Source organism: Prolixibacteraceae bacterium, from assembly GCA_019856515.1.
GTDB lineage: Bacteria > Bacteroidota > Bacteroidia > Bacteroidales > Prolixibacteraceae > Halosquirtibacter > Halosquirtibacter xylanolyticus.
In genome coordinates this window covers 1,613,993-1,633,910 of record CP082230.1, presented here as the reverse complement: position 1 = coordinate 1,633,910, position 19,918 = coordinate 1,613,993, and the positions used below count along the sequence as shown (strand labels likewise).

Annotated in this window: 13 protein-coding genes and 7 tRNA genes; 11 read left to right on the top strand and 9 right to left on the bottom strand. The window is 35.6% G+C overall.

Annotation, left to right across the window (positions count from 1 at the left end; all coding sequences use genetic code 11):
• Window positions 1–174: 174 nt before the first annotated feature.
• Together K5X82_05625 and proS are read right to left on the bottom strand one after the other, a co-directional pair.
• On the bottom strand, window positions 175–1,575 hold the full coding sequence (locus K5X82_05625; GenBank protein QZT38377.1) for an aminopeptidase P family protein: 1,401 nt from the start codon (window positions 1,573–1,575) through the stop codon (window positions 175–177).
• Window positions 1,576–1,779: 204 nt separating this feature from the next.
• Window positions 1,780–3,255 carry a proline--tRNA ligase gene (gene proS / locus K5X82_05620; protein ID QZT38376.1) on the bottom strand — a complete coding sequence of 492 codons (1,476 nt, stop codon included), beginning with the start codon at window positions 3,253–3,255 and terminating at the stop codon, window positions 1,780–1,782.
• A gap of 107 nt (window positions 3,256–3,362) precedes the next feature.
• Between proS and K5X82_05615 the strand changes: the two genes are divergently transcribed.
• From K5X82_05615 to tilS, 10 genes are all read left to right on the top strand, one after another.
• Window positions 3,363–4,730 (top strand): hypothetical protein, encoded by a 1,368-nt coding sequence (locus K5X82_05615; protein ID QZT38375.1) that lies wholly within the window; start codon window positions 3,363–3,365, stop codon window positions 4,728–4,730.
• A 56-nt stretch (window positions 4,731–4,786) separates the two neighbouring features.
• Window positions 4,787–6,382: a hypothetical protein gene (locus K5X82_05610; GenBank protein ID QZT38374.1), complete on the top strand. Its 1,596-nt coding sequence runs from the start codon at window positions 4,787–4,789 to the stop codon at window positions 6,380–6,382.
• A gap of 284 nt (window positions 6,383–6,666) precedes the next feature.
• Window positions 6,667–6,748 (top strand) — tRNA-Leu (locus K5X82_05605).
• A gap of 51 nt (window positions 6,749–6,799) precedes the next feature.
• Window positions 6,800–6,881, top strand: a tRNA-Leu gene (locus tag K5X82_05600).
• Window positions 6,882–6,910: 29 nt separating this feature from the next.
• Window positions 6,911–6,992: transfer RNA gene (locus K5X82_05595), tRNA-Leu, on the top strand.
• Window positions 6,993–7,040: 48 nt separating this feature from the next.
• Window positions 7,041–7,122: transfer RNA gene (locus K5X82_05590), tRNA-Leu, on the top strand.
• Window positions 7,123–7,333: 211 nt separating this feature from the next.
• Window positions 7,334–9,268: a tetratricopeptide repeat protein gene (locus K5X82_05585; GenBank protein QZT38373.1), complete on the top strand. Its 1,935-nt coding sequence runs from the start codon at window positions 7,334–7,336 to the stop codon at window positions 9,266–9,268.
• Window positions 9,269–9,669: 401 nt separating this feature from the next.
• A complete protein-coding gene (pepT, locus tag K5X82_05580; protein QZT38372.1) occupies window positions 9,670–10,905 on the top strand; it encodes a peptidase T in 1,236 nt (411 codons plus the stop codon).
• Between the two features lie 12 nt (window positions 10,906–10,917).
• A complete protein-coding gene (locus K5X82_05575; GenBank protein QZT38371.1) occupies window positions 10,918–12,009 on the top strand; it encodes a YhdH/YhfP family quinone oxidoreductase in 1,092 nt (363 codons plus the stop codon).
• A gap of 75 nt (window positions 12,010–12,084) precedes the next feature.
• Window positions 12,085–13,413 carry a tRNA lysidine(34) synthetase TilS gene (gene tilS / locus K5X82_05570; protein ID QZT38370.1) on the top strand — a complete coding sequence of 443 codons (1,329 nt, stop codon included), beginning with the start codon at window positions 12,085–12,087 and terminating at the stop codon, window positions 13,411–13,413.
• Window positions 13,414–13,433: 20 nt separating this feature from the next.
• On the opposite strand, the gene K5X82_05565 is transcribed toward tilS, so the two are convergent.
• From K5X82_05565 to K5X82_05555, 3 genes are all read right to left on the bottom strand, one after another.
• A complete protein-coding gene (locus K5X82_05565) occupies window positions 13,434–13,760 on the bottom strand; it encodes a hypothetical protein (protein QZT38369.1) in 327 nt (108 codons plus the stop codon).
• 208 nt (window positions 13,761–13,968) lie between these two features.
• On the bottom strand, window positions 13,969–16,254 hold the full coding sequence (locus tag K5X82_05560; protein ID QZT38368.1) for a family 20 glycosylhydrolase: 2,286 nt from the start codon (window positions 16,252–16,254) through the stop codon (window positions 13,969–13,971).
• A 624-nt stretch (window positions 16,255–16,878) separates the two neighbouring features.
• A complete protein-coding gene (locus K5X82_05555) occupies window positions 16,879–17,256 on the bottom strand; it encodes a RidA family protein (GenBank protein QZT38367.1) in 378 nt (125 codons plus the stop codon).
• Window positions 17,257–18,017: 761 nt separating this feature from the next.
• On the opposite strand from K5X82_05555, the gene K5X82_05550 reads away from it, so the two are divergent.
• Window positions 18,018–19,085, top strand: coding sequence for a lactonase family protein (locus K5X82_05550; GenBank protein QZT38366.1), 1,068 nt, complete (start codon window positions 18,018–18,020; stop codon window positions 19,083–19,085).
• 90 nt (window positions 19,086–19,175) lie between these two features.
• Here K5X82_05550 and K5X82_05545 read toward each other — a convergent pair.
• The 4 genes from K5X82_05545 to K5X82_05530 form a co-directional block, all read right to left on the bottom strand.
• Window positions 19,176–19,249: transfer RNA gene (locus tag K5X82_05545), tRNA-Arg, on the bottom strand.
• Window positions 19,250–19,291: 42 nt separating this feature from the next.
• Window positions 19,292–19,368: transfer RNA gene (locus tag K5X82_05540), tRNA-Arg, on the bottom strand.
• A 43-nt stretch (window positions 19,369–19,411) separates the two neighbouring features.
• Window positions 19,412–19,488 (bottom strand) — tRNA-Arg (locus K5X82_05535).
• A gap of 120 nt (window positions 19,489–19,608) precedes the next feature.
• Entirely contained in the window at window positions 19,609–19,902 is a 294-nt protein-coding gene (locus K5X82_05530) for a thiamine-binding protein (GenBank protein ID QZT38365.1), read from the bottom strand.
• Window positions 19,903–19,918 lie beyond the last annotated feature (16 nt).

Below are 19,918 nucleotides of genomic sequence, written 5' to 3'. Positions count from 1 at the left end.
TACTTGCCTTATATGCTATATTAATAATATCTGTAAATGAGCTGTCTCTTTGTACTCTATTTTTAAATCTTGTTTAAACAAAATATATACATAAGACTTTATTGCTCATTTATTAATCCAGTTGGTCTAATAATGCTCTTAAAAGTAGCTTTTAAGAGCATTATTTGTCTATTACTAAAGACCTTTTTGTACTTCGTTCTCTACTTCTTCTACTGTTATCGGAACTCTTTGTCCAATAATTTCGCAACCACTCTTTGTGATTAGAAGGTCATCTTCGAGACGAATTCCTCCAAAATCGAGATACTCATTCTCCAAAAGATCAAAGTTGATATATTCGTTATTAATTTTTTCACTTTTCCATTTTTCGATTAGTGCTGGAATAAAATAAACCCCTGGTTCATTTGTAATAACAAATCCCTCCTCTAGTTTTTTTCCAAGTCTTAGATTTTCAGTACCAAATTGATCTACTGGACGTATTTTTTCGTCATAACCTACGTATATTTGACCATAACCTTCCATGTCATGAACATCAAGTCCCATCATGTGTCCTAGACCATGAGGAAAGAACATTGCATGTGCTCCTTTGGCAACAGCATCATCCATATTGCCTTTCATAATGCCAATATCTTTTAGTCCTTCTGCAATCACTCTAGCTGCAGCAAGGTGACAATCAAGGTTGGTTATACCTGGTGCAAACATGGATTTAGCTTTTTCGTTCGCAGCAAGAACAATATTATACACATCTTTCTGCTTTGCACTAAATCGACCACCAACAGGAATTGTTCGAGTAAAGTCAGATGCGTAATAACTGTTTGCTTCTGCCCCTGCATCAACTAACATTAATTTACCTGTTTCGAGTGTTCCTGAATGATCATGATTGTGCAATGTTTCCCCATGTTGTGACAGGATACATGGAAAGCTTACTCCTTTTCCTTTGCGAAGTGATATGCCTTCTATTAGACCAGCAATATCTTGTTCTTTGTTTCCTGCATGTGCCATTTTCATAGCGGTAGTATGCATTTCGTAGCCAATAGCACAAGCTTTTTCTATTTCTCTGATTTCATCTGCATCTTTCTTCTCACGAAGTTTAATCATACAAGTTCTAAGTGCCGGAGAAATAAATTGATGTAAATTCTTTGGATGTACATCTAAAATATCACCTAAAAGGAGTTCTATTCGGGCTCTATAAGTTGGTAGAATATGAATTTTTCGTCCAGATTCCATTGCCTCTTTTACCTTGTTGTATAGATTGTTAAAAGGTGCAGTGTGGTTTATTCCAAATTCTAGAGCTTTCTCTTTTAGTGGAATTTGAGGCCCCATCCAGATAATATCCTCGATATCTACATCATTACCAAAAATATAATCTTTGCCTTCGTCTAGGTCGATAACACCAAACATGTTTGGAAGGTCAAGACCGAATAGGTATACAAAAGTGCTGTCTTGGCGGAAGTGATAGGTGTTGTGTGGGTAGTTATATTCTGCTTCCATATTACCAGGAACAAGTACAAGTCCCTTTTCTGGCATCATTGCATGTAATCTCTCACGGCGAGAGATGTAGGTATCTTTACTAAACATAGCTTTAATTTTAAATTGACAGCTTAATATATAACTAATCTATTTAAATAACTATGAAATGGTCCCATAAAACCTAATTTAGATAAAATGGATGAGAATTATTGGATGTGTATTTTTCTCTTTAATATGATGGGTAGATGATAAAAAAAATTAGCCCTTCCAAATTATTATGAAAGGGCTAATCATTAAAGAGTAGTTCTTTAATTAGTATGCTAATGCAAATAGAACTCTTCTTTTTGAAGGTTTCCCTGAGTAGATACAAACTCCATCTTCATCTTGAGAATCGAAAGGAATACAACGAATAGTTGCTTTGGTTTCATCTTTGATTTTCAATTCGGTCTCTGTTGTTCCATCCCAGTGTGCAAGAATAAATCCACCTTTGTTTTTAAGTACGTTTTTGAATTCGTCGTACGTATCTACTTGGGTTGTCATCTCAGCACGGAAATCCATCGCTTTTTGGAAAATGCTTGCTTGAATTTCTTCTAAAAGATCAGCAATATAGGTAGAGATACCATCTAAAGACTTAGTCTCTTTAGATAAAGTGTCTCGACGAGCTACTTCAATCGTTCCATTTTCTAGGTCTCTTGCACCAATTGCAAGACGAACAGGTACACCTTTTAATTCGTATTCTGCGAATTTCCATCCAGGACGTTGATTGTCTCTATCATCGAATTTAACACGAACACCTAAAGCACGTAGCTCCTTTGTGATTATGTCGACTTTCTCGCGAATAGCGTCAAGTTGTTCTTGTCCTTTGTAAATTGGAACAATTACTACTTGGTGTGGAGCTAATCTTGGAGGTAAAACCAAACCATTATCATCAGAATGTGACATGATAAGTGCTCCCATAAGTCGTGTCGATACTCCCCATGAAGAAGCCCATACAAGTTCATCTTTTCCCTCTTTATTGGTGAACTTTACGTCAAATGCTTTGGCGAAGTTCTGGCCTAAGAAGTGTGAAGTTCCTGATTGAAGGGCTTTACCATCTTGCATTAGAGCTTCAATTGTATAGGTCTCTAGTGCCCCGGCAAAACGTTCTTGATCCGATTTTGCTCCCATGATAACAGGCATTGCCATGAAGTCTTGAGCAAAATTAGAATATACGTTGATCATTTTTTCTGTCTCCTCCAGTGCCTCAGCTTTTGTTGCATGTGCAGTGTGTCCCTCTTGCCATAAGAACTCAGCTGTTCTAAGGAACATACGAGTACGCATTTCCCAACGAACAACGTTTGCCCATTGATTACAAAGGATAGGAAGGTCACGATATGACTGTATCCAATTTTTATATGTGTTCCAGATAATAGTTTCTGAAGTAGGTCTTACGATTAACTCTTCTTCTAGTTTAGCATCAGGATCTACTACAACACCATTTCCGTTTTCATCATTTTTTAAACGATAATGAGTCACGACCGCACACTCTTTAGCAAAGCCGTCGACATGGTCAGCCTCTTTGCTGAAGAAAGACTTGGGTATAAACAACGGGAAATAAGCATTCACGTGACCTGTCTCTTTGAACATTCTATCCAATTCGGCTTGCATCATTTCCCAAATTGCATAGCCATAAGGTTTAATCACCATACATCCTCTAACAGCAGAACTTTCTGCAAGATCGGCTTTAACAACTAGATCGTTGTACCATTGAGAATAATTTTCTTTCTTTGATGTTAATACTTTTGCCATTACATTTAATTTGGTACGGTTATTGTACTCTTTTTGTTACAATTAAATAAGTGTACAAAGAAAAGAAAAATATAGCGAATATCTAAACTTTTTGAGGAGGACCAACTATGAAACTTGAATTGCGGCTATTATTGATTCTATTTGCTATTGGCTTTGGGGCATGTGCTCCTTCACAATATGCATCGAAGAATTATCAGGACGATCTTTATTATACACCTTCATCTGCGTCAAAAAGCATCACCGAGGCACAAAAGATGAGAGTGGGTAATTTTGCTGACGTTAGTGAAAAGACTGACGGAGAAATTAAGAGTGTACCTACACCTGCTGTTTCTGATGCGAATATCAATGATACCTCGGTAGCTATTGACTATCGTAATTATGAATGGATGGCAAGTGATACTATTTTAAATGAAAACGGTTCTCCTGTTATTCAAAATTTTTATGCTCCTGTAGTGGACTCTTGGGATTATATGAACTTAAACCCTTTTTGGGGGAGATATAGTTATTCAGCTTGGGGGCCTAGTTCATGGGGATTCTCTTTTGGTGTAGGATATTATGATCCGTGGTATTATGATTCTTGGGGGTACTATAATCATTATGATCCATGGTATAACGGAGGTTATTATGGAGGTTATTATGGAGGTTACTATGGATGGAATACTTCTATCTATTATCCAGGATATTCTTACTATCCTTCTGGACATGTTGGAGGAGGTGGTACTGTCACTCATGTCTCTACTCCGACGGTTAGAGGTGGACGAGTTAGAGCTACGCAAGGATCTTCATATTCTCAGTACCGTAGAGGTAATGGTAGTAATAGACCTACTTCGAACGTGGTGAGTGGACGTTCAGTAACAACTTATGGAAGAAGTTCAGCAACTCAATCATCAACTCGATCATCAAGTTCTTCGACAACGCGTTACCGACCATATCGTTCGAATTCTTCTAGTAGTTCAAGAGGAAGTTATAGTCCATCTTCGTCTAGTTATCCTAGATATGGTAATACAACGAGAGGGCGTTCAAGTTCTACTCAGAGTTATTCGAGACCTAGAAGTACGAGAGTCTCTGGTTATCGTCCAACCTACAACTCTAATTCGACAAGAGGTGGTGCAAGTACTAGAAGTAGTTATTCTCCATCACGATCAAGCTATACTCCTTCAAGGTCTAGTTCAAGTTACTCCCCTTCAAGATCTAGTTCAAGTTCAAGATCAAGTTACTCCCCTTCAAGGTCTAGTTCAAGTTCAAGATCGAGTTACTCCCCTTCAAGATCTAGTTCAAGCTCAAGGTCGAGTTACTCCCCTTCAAGATCTAGTTCTAGTTCTAGTTCTAGTTCTAGTTCTAGTAGTTATCCATCATATAATAGCAGTCGTTCGAGTTCTGGTAGTAGTTCCTCTAGCTCTTATTCACCATCAAGAAGTAGTGGTTCTTCGACAGGCAGTTCACGTTCTTCATCAGGAAGAGGAAGACAGCGTTAGTCTTTATGATGATCTAAGAGAAGGTAAAAATGTTTGAAACAAGAAAAAATATGATTATGAGCAAAAGAATATATATTATCGCCTTTTTATTCTTAGGATTTCTACAGATTTCATATGCGCAATTAGTAGATGATATTCCTAGATATAATCAAGAAAATTATGCAGTGACTGCAAGAAGTGCTGCGATGGGAGGAGCATTTGGTGCTTTAGGTGGAGATTTGTCCTCTGTATTGATTAATCCTGCAGGTATTGCAGTTTTTCAATCTAATGAGATATCCTTAACTACAGGGGTATTTAATAGTACAACTGCAAATACCAATTATGGTGGTCAAAATGCTGAAATTGATGGAAGCTATATAAATATGCCTAATTTTGGATTTGTTGGAGTGATTCCGAACCGAAGAGGATCGTCTGGTCTTGTGAACTTCAATTGGGGGATAACATTTAATAGAACACAAGATTTTGAACGAACTTCTTATGCTCGGTTAGATAATACGACAAGTTCTAGGTCTCAGGCATATGCAACAGAGGCTACTCGAAATAATTTGCAATTTGATGACTTGCGATTCTATACAGATGATAATGGATATAAAGTTAATCCTTATTATGGCAAGGCGCCTGTTAATAGTGTTTTAGCTTTTCAAGGTTACTTAATGTCACTTAAAAAAGAAAATGGTAATCCAATTCCAGGGACCTGGGAAAGTCCTATTTTGGATGATGAAACTGTAGATCAGGAAGTTACAAGGGTTACTAATGGTTATATCAATAATTATAGTTTGAGTCTTGGTGGAAATATAGATCACAAACTCTATTTTGGGGTATCTGTTGATTTGAAGTATTATCGATATGAGGAAGAAAGAAGGCATAGAGAATTTGGAAATAATAATGACATAGACTTTTTTGAGCATCGAGAGTATACCTCTTCTGATGCTTTTGGATATGCATTGAATCTTGGACTAATTTATCGTCCTTTCTCTTTTTTAAGGTTGGGGGCTGCGATTCATACCCCTACATATTATAATGTTAATGAAAAGTATTCTGCATCAATGAGTTCAGCTGTATTTTATGATGGTTTTAATGAGAGTGTAGATCGTGAGAAATCGCCTATATATGAAGCTGATTTTAAAGTGCAGACACCGATGCGTTATGATCTAAGTGCAGCATTTGTATTTGGTAAGGTATTTATCTTGAGTGCTGATTATGAGTATCAAGATTATGGTTCTTCACGTTATAAGGTAGATGGAAATAATAAAGATAATTTTGATTTCACGAATACCAATCAAGATGTTTCAAAAATCTATGATGGAGTTCATAATCTTCGCGTAGGAGTTGAGGGTAGGATACAGCAGAATTTTTATTTAAGAGCTGGCGGTCAATATTTTTCTTCTCCTTATAAGGCTTATGTTGACGGAATAGAGACGCTCGATGGAGGAGCTCAGATATCGAGTGATGACGTTCATTATATTTTGGCTGGTGGGCTTGGTTATCGTAATAATAACTTCTTCATTGACGTGGCTTATACTTACGACTATCAGGAGAATAACTATTATCAATATATTGAACAGTTTAATAACTACTATATGGAGTCGCCAAAAACGCAAACACAATGGACAAAGCATACATTGTTAGTGTCATTAGGTTTAAAATTTTAGCTGTTTTATTTGTTGGTCAGAGAAAGATTGTCAATGTTGGCAATCTTTTTTTTTGAAATGGTTTGTAGTGTGGTGGTTGTGAATTTATCTGTTGGAAGATAAATTGATAAAATATAATAATCGTGAAGGATTTTTGTCAGATATTATTATTAGTTTGAATTTCAAAAACATAGATAAAGAATGCGGAAGAATGGGAGTTGTTAAGATTCTGTTTTATTTAAAAAAGTTTTAGTTTTTGTTTTGTACTAAGAAAAAAGCTCCTATATTTGCATCGCAATTCTGAAGCGGATGTGGCGTAATTGGTAGCCGCGCTAGACTTAGGATCTAGTGCCGAGAGGCGTGGGGGTTCGAGTCCCTTCATCCGCACTCGTGATGTTATATTCAAATTGTATTTGTTATTGATGTATCAATAACCACGCGGACGTGGCGTAATTGGTAGCCGCGCTAGACTTAGGATCTAGTGCCGAGAGGCGTGGGGGTTCGAGTCCCTTCGTCCGCACATTTTTAGTATTTGTTTGAAACATCCATGCGGATGTGGCGTAATTGGTAGCCGCGCTAGACTTAGGATCTAGTGCCGAGAGGCGTGGGGGTTCGAGTCCCTTCATCCGCACATAAAGCGAGGCAAATTATTGCTTTGTATTGTCATTATCAAAAATACGCGGACGTGGCGTAATTGGTAGCCGCGCTAGACTTAGGATCTAGTGCCGAGAGGCGTGGGGGTTCGAGTCCCTTCGTCCGCACATAAAGCTTCTAGTTTTTCTAGAGGCTTTTTTTATGTTTAAAAAATCACATCTTTTTCTTCTCAAATAGTGCTCTATCGACTGTATATATCAATGTGATCGTTGATTTAGATAAAAAATATGGTAGATAAGGAAAATCAATTGATCTTTTTAGTGGTTGTAGTTGTTAATTGTATATATGAATAAAAACAACGATAAAATAAGAGAAGCTATGAGACAAAAAGCCATTATTTATTTTGTTATAGTACTCGTATCTTTCTTGCCTTTCTTTGCTGTGGCTCAATCAGTGGATTTGGTGGTTAAAGAGAGGGGCGATAAGAAAATCAATAGTACAATTACTATTACAACAAAAACAGGAGAAGGGGTTCCTAAGGAGACGGAATTTCAAAAGAGTCAAAATATCTACTTTAAGCTAGTACCACAAAAAGGTAACTTATTATTTAAGTTTACTAAACGTGATGTGGATTCTTTAAAACAGTACCTAACGGTTGTTCAAGGCAAGAAATATTTCTGGCCTTCTGATGCTGAGGTGTTAAAGACAAATTTCCCTACAAATGAGATGACTGGTGTTTTGTTAACTTACGATAGGAGTAATCTCGATATTACCCAACCATTTATTTTTTCATATTTTGATAAGAAGACAAAAGAGATACAGATAAAGGAAAATTTATGGAAGGGATATGACACTTTTTTAGCTTTGTATGAAGGAGCAAAGAAGACGGTTGATGAAGATAAATATGCAGCACTAAAAAGTTTAGCAGCATTTACTCCAAAATCTCCTCCTTCGATGAAGTTCTCATTTTCTGCAGATGCAGTTGCTTTGTATACGAGTATCATTAAAGGGATTGTAGATTCTTATGATAAAGGAACAAGTGAGATAGAGGCATTAAGCGCGGATGAGCGATTTAATGAAGTAAACTCTAAGAAAATATCTGAGATGTCTGCTAAGTGGAAGACAGAAGCACCAAAGTTAGTTCCTCTTTTAGATAAAGAGAATAAAGAGCAAGCTGATATTCTAGTGCAGATGACAGAAGTGAATAAAAGGTTTGTCAATTTAGCGAATGGATATGTTCTTCAGGTATTGTATGATTATGATTATAATGAGTATAAGTTCGAATTGTTTATAAATACAATATCGAAGTTATTGATTTTTAATATACCAGAGGATTATATCGTAGACCTGAAACCGATAGATTTAAAGGTGCTAGATCAATTGAAGGACGAGAAAGCTGATCTTACTAAGTATGGCTTTACTTCTGAATTTACAAAGCTGATAGATCTAATAAATAGCAATATAAAGCAGGGTAAATATGTTTTAGATCCAAATGTTGTTGAGAGATTAAAAGTATTAAAAAGCAAAGAGAATTATCCTAATTATGAAATCATCGATGCTTTTAACGCTTTGGCACAAAAAGATGTGTCAACTTTTAATGTGAAAATACACAAAGTTGCAGATGTGGCTACGACTCATCAATTGGTTTATGAACTTTCGGGTTGGATGGCTGCCTTGTATTATACTGAAAAAAAGGTAGATATTCAGGTGATAAAATTAATCAATGAAGGAAAAAAGTACCTGGAAACAAATAATATTGTGAAAGCTGGAGATACTTTTGAGATGGCTTATCGATTGAATCGTATTATGCCGATCACTCAATATTATGTCGGGTTAGCATATTATCTTCAGGGGCAAGAATATACTGGAATTAAGTTTTTTAATAATGCACTTCGTATTGAACCTTCTTTGACAATTCCATATGTGAAGGAGTTAGAGTTTTATATACAAGAAGAGCAGTGGAATGAGGGGCTCAAAATGACAGAACAGGCACTGAAGCAACACCCAAAGAGTTGGTTCTTCTTGCACTCGAAGGCAAAGATGCTATATGAATTAGGTAAATATACTGAGGCTAAAACTTTAATTAGAGACCAGATGATCGAGATAAGACCTCAAGAGATTGGTCAATATTTTCTTGCCGGAGATATCTATCTGAAACAAGATTCATTACAAGAGGCTCGTGATTGGTATAATAAAGCTGGTGATATTGATCCTACAAATCTGATGTATGAAGAAAAGATGAGAGACTGGGAGGCAGAGAAGAAGAAAAGTGGTGTTAAATCAAAACAGAAGAGCCAAATGAAAAAAAAGTGATGTCATTGCAACGTTTAGCGAAGTTTAAATATAATTGATTGTATGTAGAGATCTCTTATTTTAAAAGTAGTAATTGGCATAGATTGTATATAATTTTTAGATGATTAAGACACACCTTTAGTGTAAACTAACAGGTGTGTCTTTCTTTTTATATCTGAATCGGTTTAGTGGGGATGATGATGGCATTTGTACTGTATGTTCTGATATCTTTAAATAATGTGGGGGTAGTCATCATTAAACTATATGTTCTATATCTCTTTTTTTTATTCGATTAATTGATGGTGCTCCAGTGGTTTTTGGTTACTTTTACAGCTAGTATATTGTGTTAAGCCGTATAAGGTTGATTCACAATGATAGATAGATAATTATTACTTCAATAACATTTCCATTAAAATATAACTATGAAGAGTAGTGTTTTAGATCGTTTTCTTAGATATGTCTCCATGGATACCGAATCGGATCCTAATACAGGTTTAACCCCTAGTACTCCAGGTCAATATGAGTTTGCATTAAAGTTGAAGGATGAATTAATTCGTGTAGGATTAAAAGAGGTCTCTTTAGATGACAATGGCTATTTAATGGCATGTTTACCTGCCAATACCAATGACGATATTCCAACAATAGGTTTTATTGCTCATATGGATACTAGTCCTGATTTCAGTGGTAAGAATGTAAAGCCTCGTATTGTCGGTAATTATGATGGAAATGATATTGTTCTGAACAAAGAGTTGAATATTGTTTTGTCTACGTCACACTCTCCTGAATTAAAGAATTATGTAGGACAAGATCTAATTGTAACTGATGGCAGAACTTTATTGGGTGCGGATGATAAAGCTGGTCTTGCTGAAATTGTGACGGCAATGGAATATTTAATCCAGAATCCACAGGTCAAGCACGGTAAAGTGATGGTTGGTTTTACACCAGATGAAGAGGTTGGTGCTGGTGCCGATTATTTTGATGTCGATAAATTTGGTGCTGAGTTTGCTTATACCATTGATGGTGGTCAGATTGGTGAATTAGAATATGAGAATTTTAATGCCGCTTCTGCAAAAATACAATTTCATGGTATTTCTGTTCATCCAGGGTATGCATACCACAAGATGAAAAATTCTATGCGAATAGCGAATCAGTTTATTTCAATGATTCCACGTTGTGAAACTCCAGAGCATACTACGGGTTACGAAGGGTTCTACCACTTGATTGGAATGGAAGGATCCGTGGAATTGACAACACTAAACTACATCGTCCGTGACCATGATAGATATAAATTCGAAGTAAGAAAGAAAGAGTTAGGTCATCTAGTCCGAAAGATTAATGCTGAGTTTGGTGAAGGTTGTGCCACAATTGAAATCAAGGATTCATATTATAATATGAAAGAGAAGGTAGAGCCTGTGAAGTATATTGTAGATATGGCAGAGGAGGCTATGATTGAAGTAGGTGTTGTGCCTATTAAGAAGCCAATTCGTGGAGGTACAGATGGCGCGAGATTATCTTTTATGGGTTTACCTTGTCCTAATATCTTCGGTGGAGGTCATAATTTCCATGGAAAATTCGAATATATCCCTATTCAGTCAATGGAAAAAGGATGTCAGGTGATATTGAAGATTATAGAGAAAACAATGGATCTAAAAAAGTAGTAGAAGAATATTATGGCAAATCAAATGAGTAAGGCTACACCAAATATAAATCCAAATAAAGGCGTTGAATTAAAGCCAAATAAGGATCATAAACATCAGGTTAACTGTCCTTGTGGCGTGGAATTTCGTGCTTTGAGAATTTTTGAAGAAAAGGGAGCATTCCATACAGAAATTGTTAATAGGCGAGTTCATGAACTGCCAGCTGGAGATGTGCTTATTAGAGTTCATTATTCGTCCTTAAACTATAAGGATGTGCTCTCTATGAAAGGTAATCGTGGCGTAACACGTCACTTTCCACATACGCCAGGAATCGATGGTGTAGGTGTTGTTGAAGATTCTAGTGATGATCGTTTTAGAGTGGGAGACAAAGTGATCGTGACATCTTTTGATTTAGGAATGAATCACGATGGTGCTTTGGCCGAATTTATATGCGTACCAGCAGCGTGGGTTGTGCCGTTACCTAAATCGATGGGCGAGAAGGAGTCTATGTCTTTAGGAACTGCAGGTTTTACAGCTGCATTATCTGTTCTGCGATTATTAGAATCAGGTCAAACAGCAGATATGGGTCCCGTTCTTGTTACTGGTGCTGCCGGTGGTGTTGGTTCGATTGCATGCATGTTGTTGAATAAACTTGGGTTTGATGTTATTGCAGGAACTTCGAACATTTCTGACAGTAAGGAGTTTATATCAAAACTAGATGTGGTTCGTCATATTGATAGTACTGTTATCGATGATAAATCGAAACGTGTTCTTGTACGACCAATGTGGAGTGGTGCTATTGACACAGTGGGAGGAAATGTTCTTGCAACTGTCCTTAAATCTTGTTCTTATGGAGGAAATGTAACTTGCTGTGGAAATATAGGTTCCGGAGATCTTGATACAACTGTTTATCCATTCATTCTTAATGGGATAACTCTGTGTGGTGTTGATTCTCAGAATACTCCTATGGATAAAAGACTTCAGGTTTGGGGCTTACTGGCAAATGATTGGAAACTTGATAACCTAGATTTGATTTGTCGTGAAATAGGATTAGAAGAGGTTGTTGATGTCTCTCAAAATCTAGTTCGTAAAAAGGGAAGAGGACGTATTGTGGTGAAGGTTTAACCTCATATGTTTAAATAATATAGACACATCCTCTACGCTTGTAGAGGATGTTTTTTATTTCAAAAATATAATTCTATGATACAGGTTTCATTTGATGATTTTATTAATCGAGAGATAGGAGATGAAAAGACTAAGGTTCTTCTTGCCGTTAGTGGTGGAGTTGATTCTATGGTGATGGCAAATTTGTTTATGAATTCAGAATATGAAATAGCCATAGCAAACTGTAATTTCCACTTGAGAGGTGAAGAGTCAGATGATGATACCCGTATGGTAGAGCTGTTTGCAAAACAACATCATATAACCTTTCATTGTAAGGATTTTGATACGAAGAGTTATGCAAAAGAGAATAATGTCTCAATTGAAATGGCTGCTCGTGATTTGCGATACAAATGGTTCTATGAATTGCTTGATGAACATTCGTATGGGTATATTGCTATTGGGCATCATCGTGATGATTCATTAGAAACATTTATCTTAAATTGGTCAAGAGGTACAGGCATACGTGGATTAACCGGAATTAAAAAGAGTAATGTGAAGGTGTTGCGTCCTCTAATTGATATAAGTCGAGCTGAAGTCGCTTTGTATGCTCAGGAGAAACATATCCCATTTCGCAATGATAGCTCAAATGATTCGGATCTATATCTTCGAAATATTGTTCGTCATAATGTTCTTCCTGCAATGGATCGCCTGAATGCTCAATCGAGAAATAATATGCAAAAATCGATTGAATATCTACAGCAGGTAGAATCGATTTATGATTGGACTATGACCCAAGCAAAGTGTAACGTATTGGAGGAGCTTGAGGATATCTTATATATTGATAAGAATAAGTTATTAGATTTTGTGGTTCCAGAACAACTGTTATATGAGATTCTATACCCTAAGGGATTTAACCCAAAGCTAATTCATCAAATTTTGAAAACAATAGAGTTGTCAATCTCAGGAAAAGAGTTCTACTCTGGAGATTCTAGGTTGATCTGTGATCGAGATAAATTGATATTAATGAAGTGTGAGGAGCACAAACCAATTGACGAGTCAATTTTAGCCGATGATATGGATCGTTTTATTGATTACGGATATGAAATTTTAGTTGATGAATGGAGTCCCGACAAGAGAGTGGAGCGAAATAAATCTATTGCTTACATCGATGCAGATATCGTCTCTGGTCATTGGAACTTAAGACATTGGAGGAGTGGTGATAAGTTTCGTCCATTGGGAATGAAAGGAGAGAAAAAGTTATCTGACTATTTTATCGACAGAAAATGGTCTACAAATAAAAAAGAAAAAGCATTAGTTCTTTGTGATGGAGATCAGATTGTCTGGATTATGGGGGAGCGTTTAGATGATAGATATAAAATAACGAATAAAACTCGTCGAGTATATATATTAAAACCGTTGGATTAACTCTGAGAGTTCAACTTGTTTTATTTCAAACAAATATCGATACCTTTCTCAATATCTTGAAGTTTTAAATAGTTAAACTGATTAATAGTTAACTCATTAAAGAGGTTTTGTGCCTTTTCTCTAAGGCTTGGGTCATCGTATTTTTGTGGTGTATACTCTTTCACAAGCTTACTGTAGAGAGATACACATTTTGTAAGATCTTCAGAGAATATTTCCAATGCGTTTGTTGGTTCTGGGGTGATATTTACCACCTCTCTAAGTTTTTGATTCTGGTCTGCCAAGTATATGCAGATGAATAGAAGAAGAATTGCAAAACAAAGTACGCTGTAGAAAGCTGTTGTATACATAGTATGGAATGTTTTCGTTTTAACTTATTACTGACATTACAAATGTATATTACATGGCTGCATTCATTGTGCATAGAAGATTTTTTCTTCGATCTATCCATTACAACGCCTTTGACTATCGAAATGATAAAGGTGGTTGTAGTAAAAAAGATGCATTGATAATAGTTTTTACCTTACCTCCTTTTACTACAACTTTCCTTATGTATTTTTACTCTACGATTATTTCAGATACACTCACTTCTGCAAATTTATCTGGGTTTTTATGCCATGATGGGTTTCTACGTATATTCTTTGCTACGACCTTAATATATCTTGCTCTCTTTCCTTTTGGGAAGCATGTCGGGGTAACATCATCTCTGTTTTTTCCTATTTCAGGATAACCATATGTTTCAAAAAATACTTGTTTAAACCTTTTTCCATCTTTGGAAGTAAAGTAAGCTAGAGCAGAAGGAGTAAAGACCGATTTATCTTGATCTTCTGTCCATTTAGATGTTATTTTATGAATTTCCTCTTCTTTTCCTAAGTCGATGGTGAATATGGCATCATTTCGAACAAAAGACTGTTGAGCATCTAATAGTCCGTCAACAATTGTGTATTCGCTATTACCTGCTGTCGATAAATATGGATACTTATATTGAACATGTGCCATTAGGGCTTTGTGAGGGTAGAATGTTTTAGAAACGACAGGGGTTATAGAATTATCTTCTCTAATTACTAACGCTTTTATGGTTGTTTCACGCTTGATAGGAATAGGTTTACTGTACTTTGTTGACCTATTATTTGGTGTGTTTCCATTGGTTGTATAGTAGATTGAAGCATGAGTTTCATTCTCAATATTTATCAATGAAGTTCCATCCTTAAAATTTTTGCTAAGATAGAATGTTGGGAGGTATGATGGTTGTCCATATTGTGTTTGGTAGTGATCTAATATGGATTTGTATCTGTTAGCTCTTGATTTAAAGTCGTTCCAATCTTTATGTTCATAGCCATACCACCCTTTTTCTGCAACGACCAGAAGTCGTGGGAATATTCTATAACATGCTATTTCAAAGTTTGGTGAGTTGTTGGTCCACAAGCACCCTGAGATACCATTGAATAACTCTCTTTTCCTCTTGTCGTACTGATCAAACTTTGGAGTGAAGAAGTAGGCATCTTTGATTGTTATATCTGCACGATCGCTCTTGGTCGTGTTATTTATCGATTGTGCATTGTTAAAGCAATAAAAAGCCTTAGGCATCCAAATGAATTTGTGCCCTTTTTCAATATTCATCTCTGCAGTAGCTTCTCTACGCCAAACCATGGACATGGACTCTTTGTTTTTCGAAAAGTCCCATGTGTTGTTCCATGCAATTACCTTTTTCCCTTTGGAATTAATATACTCTTCTATTTTTCTCAAATAGATTCTCTCTAATTCATCGTAGCTTTTGAGGTTATTATCATGGATTATTTTATTGCAATCATCACATATTTGACACTCTCCGTATCTGATGTAACCTGATCCAATATGGATATATTCAGAAGGAAATAACTTTGATATTTCATCGATTACACCTCTCCAAAAAACGATGTTTTCATCTTTTCCTATACATGCAATCGTGTATTTACTATTATTGGTCATATCAAGGTCTAGCTGATCTTGATGGCAAACTAGATGAGGATATGCTTTTGCTGCAGCTCCGATATGGTTTGTTAATTCAAATTGGGGAATTATTTCGATATATCTTGTCTTTGCGTAATGAATTATAGAACGCATATCTTCCTGTGTATAAAATCCTCCATATCTCTTCTTCTCTGAGGTGTTAATTCCAAGACTTTGATTCTCTTTAAAACCAATGGATTCTCTCCATGCTCCGACCTTAGTTAATAAGGGATATTTCTTAATTTCAATCCTCCACCCCATATCATCTGAAAGTTCAAGAGATAATTTATTCATCTTCAGTGATGCCATAACATCTATTAGATGCTTTACCTCTTCTACACTATAAAAATGACGACATAAGTCTAAGTTGAAGCCTCGATACTCAAATTTAGGATTATCAGTTATCGAAGACATTTGAATCTTATAGGGTAAACCTTCTTTAGAAACTAGTTGCCTAAATGTTTGTATCCCATAGAAAATCCCTTTCCTTGAGTTTGAATAAATCTTAATTCCATCCGCAGAAATATCAAGTTTATATCCTCCATCTTTAAACTCCTTTGAATTACGTAATAGAATCAACTGTAGGGTAGGGTTATTCTTACTCTTTGTTACTGTTCCTTCAAACTCTGATGTCCACATGGAACTTAGATATTTTTCGAGTCCTCTCAGTAGTGCAGAGTTGCTATTCAAGGTTATGTCCTTGGGTAGGTTATATACCCCGCCTGTTTCGTTGTATGAAGAGGGATTCGGAACCACGTTACTAGAGTGATAATTAGATTCATTGCATGATATCATGCACATGAAAAGTAAGGAACCCAAACAAAGTAGGATTCTTTGACGTAATACGCTTGCCATTGTATATAGAATATATTGTTGTGTTTCTTGTATGCTACTACAAATATAATATAATTATGTAATATTGTCTTTTGTTAAATAGTTCTTTTTATCTGTAATTAACTACTAAAAAGACATATGTGTAAGTAAGTTATTATCTGCTCGATTAAGTATAACGGGTTGTCATCATAGTATTATGATTAATATATCAATCAAAAGTTCTCGTTTTTTGTTTTATCGATTAAAAAGTTTGAAGGAATATTGTTTTTAGTTAAAAAATGTTTATATTGTATTAGTGTTTCAATGATTTTAGTGTTTTAGATGTCTTTTTGATTATATCAATTAAAAAGACTCATTGTTTAATGTTGAGTTTGCTTATGTTCTAATGTTATTCTAAATGACTTTTGAGGATTGAGCATTATTAGCTTTCTAAAGAAATAGAAAGTCTATAAGAGAGTGAGGAAGGGGTTCTTCGCTCTCTTTTTTTATGTCATAATTTGATAGGCTTGTCAATTTTGAGACTGTGGCGTCTTTCAAATTGAGTCCTGTGCAGAAGTAAAGAAATCTAGTTGAGAGAAGAAGTGTAAATATTGTTTGATGAAAAATAATGGATGAAGTTATTGATACCCCATCCATTATCAATCGTTAGATGTGTGCAATGAATTCAATTTCAACCAGTGCTCCAAGTGCTAAGTCAGTATTCCCAACTGTACTTCGTGCAGGGTGGTTGTCTGTGAAAAATTTACCATAAACTTCATTCATTGCCGCAAAATCTTGTAAATCCTTCAAGAAGACAGATGTCTTTATAACTTTTGTCAGGTCGGAGCCTGCTGCTTTAAGAATTGCTTCTGCATTTTTGAAAACTTGTTCAGTTTGATCTTTAATGTCAGAAGAGATATTACCTGTTTGGGGATCTATGGGAAGCTGCCCAGAGGTGTAGATGATATCGTTAAACTTAGTTGCTTGTGAGTATGGACCAATAGCTCCTGGAGCCTCTTTGGTACTGATGATTTCTTTTTTCATTTTATAAATCTTGATATGTTAACAGGATTTGAAAATAGTCATTTTACAAAACTAAATCGTTGATATTTTTCTAAAATATTGAAATAAACAGTTGAATTTATTGAAATAAGTGTTGATGATATCTTCTAAAGTTGCTAAACCCAATAGTTCTTCAACCTGATAATTCTGAAGTGATAGACGTATTGGTGTGATCAATGTATCCAGATGAAAGATTTTTACTATAGGTTTTCATGAAATAAAAATACTCTCCTCGCTACAAGCATTATTAAAGTGAATTTACACGGGTTTCAAATACAGTCTTTATCTGAAACAGAATGCTTCTTATTAGATCCAACTCTTAGGACTTGAGTTTAGGTAAGTAGACCAAAGGCATACAGAAAAGTGTTACTCATTGTGGAGGTGCAGGAGAAGAGTGTAACCTGATGATTATATCGTACAAGGAGATGTTGTCTTTATGAAACTTTTAATCTTCGTTTATCTTCACATGTTATTGAATGATCAATATTAATGAGAAAAGTGTAGCGTGTTTCGAATGTAGACGTATTCTTAACAGCTTTCTTTATAGCTTTGATTTATTTGATCTGCTGTTTATGGACTATATTACTATTCTGAAAAAAGATCTCTTATAGTCAATGTGGATTTCATCAGATCAACTTGGAAGTTAATGATGTAAGTTTGACTACTTTATTGGTGTTTTATTGTTGTTGTTCTTTTTGTATATTGTTAAACAATTGATTAAGTCTAGATAAATAGTAAATCATATGAAAAAAAATTCTATAAAAATATTTTTATTGATGGGAGTGTTAATTTCATTTCTATCATGTAAGAGTAATTCAGAAGAAGAGTCATTGTATATTGGAACATATACGAATGGGACAAGTGATGGGGTATATACTGTTGATATTAATCATGATAAACTCTATTCACATTTGAAGTATAGGTTGAGTAATCCATCATATTTAGCGCTAGGTGATCGTTACTCTGTTTTTGTGGAAGAGGAGGTCCCTAAGGGTAAAATTGTAATAGATGGATTGCGTGAAATGGATCGTGAGGTGATATCTTCACAAGGTGGAGCTCCTTGTTATATTTCGATTTCCCCCTCTTCTAGGTATATTGCCTGGGCTAACTATTTAGGTGGTAAAGTGGTAGTGTATGATGTTAAACAGAAGAGAGAAATTGTTTACCAGCATACCGGTCAAGGACCTGTAGTGGATAGGCAAGATGCTTCTCATATGCACTGTGCAGTTTGGTCATCCAAAGAAGATATGGTTTTTACCGTCGATTTGGGAGGTGATAAGATAGATATGTGTTCACTTGATTTTGGTGAGATAAATACTGTTTTTAAATTTCCTGGGGGATCTGGTCCACGTCATATGGTTTTTACAAAAGATGGACAATATGCACTTGTATCGACAGAGCTTTCAAATGAGCTCTATTTATTGAAATGGAATGAAACGACCAGTGTATTTGATAAACTTCAGGTCTACTCTACATTACGTGGAGATGGGGTTACAAGTTATGCTGCTGCAGTAAAATTATCGAAAGATGAAAACTTCGTGTATGTGAGTAATAGAGGAGAGAATAACATTGTCCGATTTATTTTTGATAAAGAGTCTGTCGAAATCAAAAAACCTAAATGGTTTGATGTTAAAGGTGACTTTCCAAGAGATTTTGCATTAAACAAGACGAATACTGTTATGGCTGTGGCAAATCAAAAAAGTCAAAATGTTACGCTTTTTGATATTGACTCTGAAGGTTGTTTGTCTTATCAGAATAGAGATATTAATCTAGACCAACCTGTTTTTGTGAAGTTTTATACACATCAATGATAAACAAAATGTTGATCATATTCTTACTATGGTATATGGTAGCCGTTTAAATAAAAAAAGAGTAACCATATTTTGGTTACTCTTTTTAAGTGAACAAGGAGGGATTCGAACCCCCAACCTCCTGATCCGTAGTCAGGTGCACTATCCAGTTATGCTACTCGTCCGAAATGTATTTTCAATCACCAAGCTTTCACACTTAGTTTTAATGGTGAACAAGGAGGGATTCGAACCCCCAACCTCCTGATCCGTAGTCAGGTGCACTATCCAGTTATGCTACTCGTCCGAAATGTATTTTCAACTCACCAAACTTTTACATTTAGTGTTAATGGTGAACAAGGAGGGATTCGAACCCCCAACCTCCTGATCCGTAGTCAGGTGCACTATCCAGTTATGCTACTCGTCCTTTTCGCTAATTGCGGTGCAAACATAATATCTTTTCGTCAAACAAAACAATTTTTCGACAACTTTTTTTGTCTTTTTTGCCCCGTATAATGCCAACTATCGCTAAGTCAAAACATTAAAATTAGTCATATTTTTTCATTTTATCATCAATCCTTACTGGAGAGAGGCTACTTGTTTGTATTTTTACGTATGTCATGGCTGTTTCTGCTCCTGCTTTGTAGCATGCTAATTGAATTTTTTTGACAATTTCCATGATTTGATCATAGTCTCCTTCCATAACCGTTTCAAATGGAGTGACACGATACTTGATTCCTGATTGATCGATAATACTTATTGCTTCGTCCACTAAATCGTATGTATCTACATCTTTACTTCTTGGTAAAACTTGTACAGCAACATTTACTGTATGGTTCATTTCTCTTTCCATATCT

What these genes read in the sequence shown, in the direction of transcription:
- tilS (QZT38370.1), top strand. Translation starts at nt 12,085, where the DNA reads ATGATACAGGTTTCATTTGATGATTTTATTAATCGAGAGATAGGAGAT.
- K5X82_05610 (QZT38374.1), top strand. Translation starts at nt 4,787, where the DNA reads ATGAGCAAAAGAATATATATTATCGCCTTTTTATTCTTAGGATTTCTA.
- K5X82_05565 (QZT38369.1), bottom strand. Translation starts at nt 13,760, where the DNA reads ATGTATACAACAGCTTTCTACAGCGTACTTTGTTTTGCAATTCTTCTT.
- K5X82_05560 (QZT38368.1), bottom strand. Translation starts at nt 16,254, where the DNA reads ATGGCAAGCGTATTACGTCAAAGAATCCTACTTTGTTTGGGTTCCTTA.
- K5X82_05625 (QZT38377.1), bottom strand. Translation starts at nt 1,575, where the DNA reads ATGTTTAGTAAAGATACCTACATCTCTCGCCGTGAGAGATTACATGCA.
- K5X82_05530 (QZT38365.1), bottom strand. Translation starts at nt 19,902, where the DNA reads ATGAACCATACAGTAAATGTTGCTGTACAAGTTTTACCAAGAAGTAAA.
- K5X82_05585 (QZT38373.1), top strand. Translation starts at nt 7,334, where the DNA reads ATGAGACAAAAAGCCATTATTTATTTTGTTATAGTACTCGTATCTTTC.
- proS (QZT38376.1), bottom strand. Translation starts at nt 3,255, where the DNA reads ATGGCAAAAGTATTAACATCAAAGAAAGAAAATTATTCTCAATGGTAC.
- K5X82_05615 (QZT38375.1), top strand. Translation starts at nt 3,363, where the DNA reads ATGAAACTTGAATTGCGGCTATTATTGATTCTATTTGCTATTGGCTTT.
- K5X82_05575 (QZT38371.1), top strand. Translation starts at nt 10,918, where the DNA reads ATGGCAAATCAAATGAGTAAGGCTACACCAAATATAAATCCAAATAAA.
- K5X82_05550 (QZT38366.1), top strand. Translation starts at nt 18,018, where the DNA reads ATGAAAAAAAATTCTATAAAAATATTTTTATTGATGGGAGTGTTAATT.
- pepT (QZT38372.1), top strand. Translation starts at nt 9,670, where the DNA reads ATGAAGAGTAGTGTTTTAGATCGTTTTCTTAGATATGTCTCCATGGAT.
- K5X82_05555 (QZT38367.1), bottom strand. Translation starts at nt 17,256, where the DNA reads ATGAAAAAAGAAATCATCAGTACCAAAGAGGCTCCAGGAGCTATTGGT.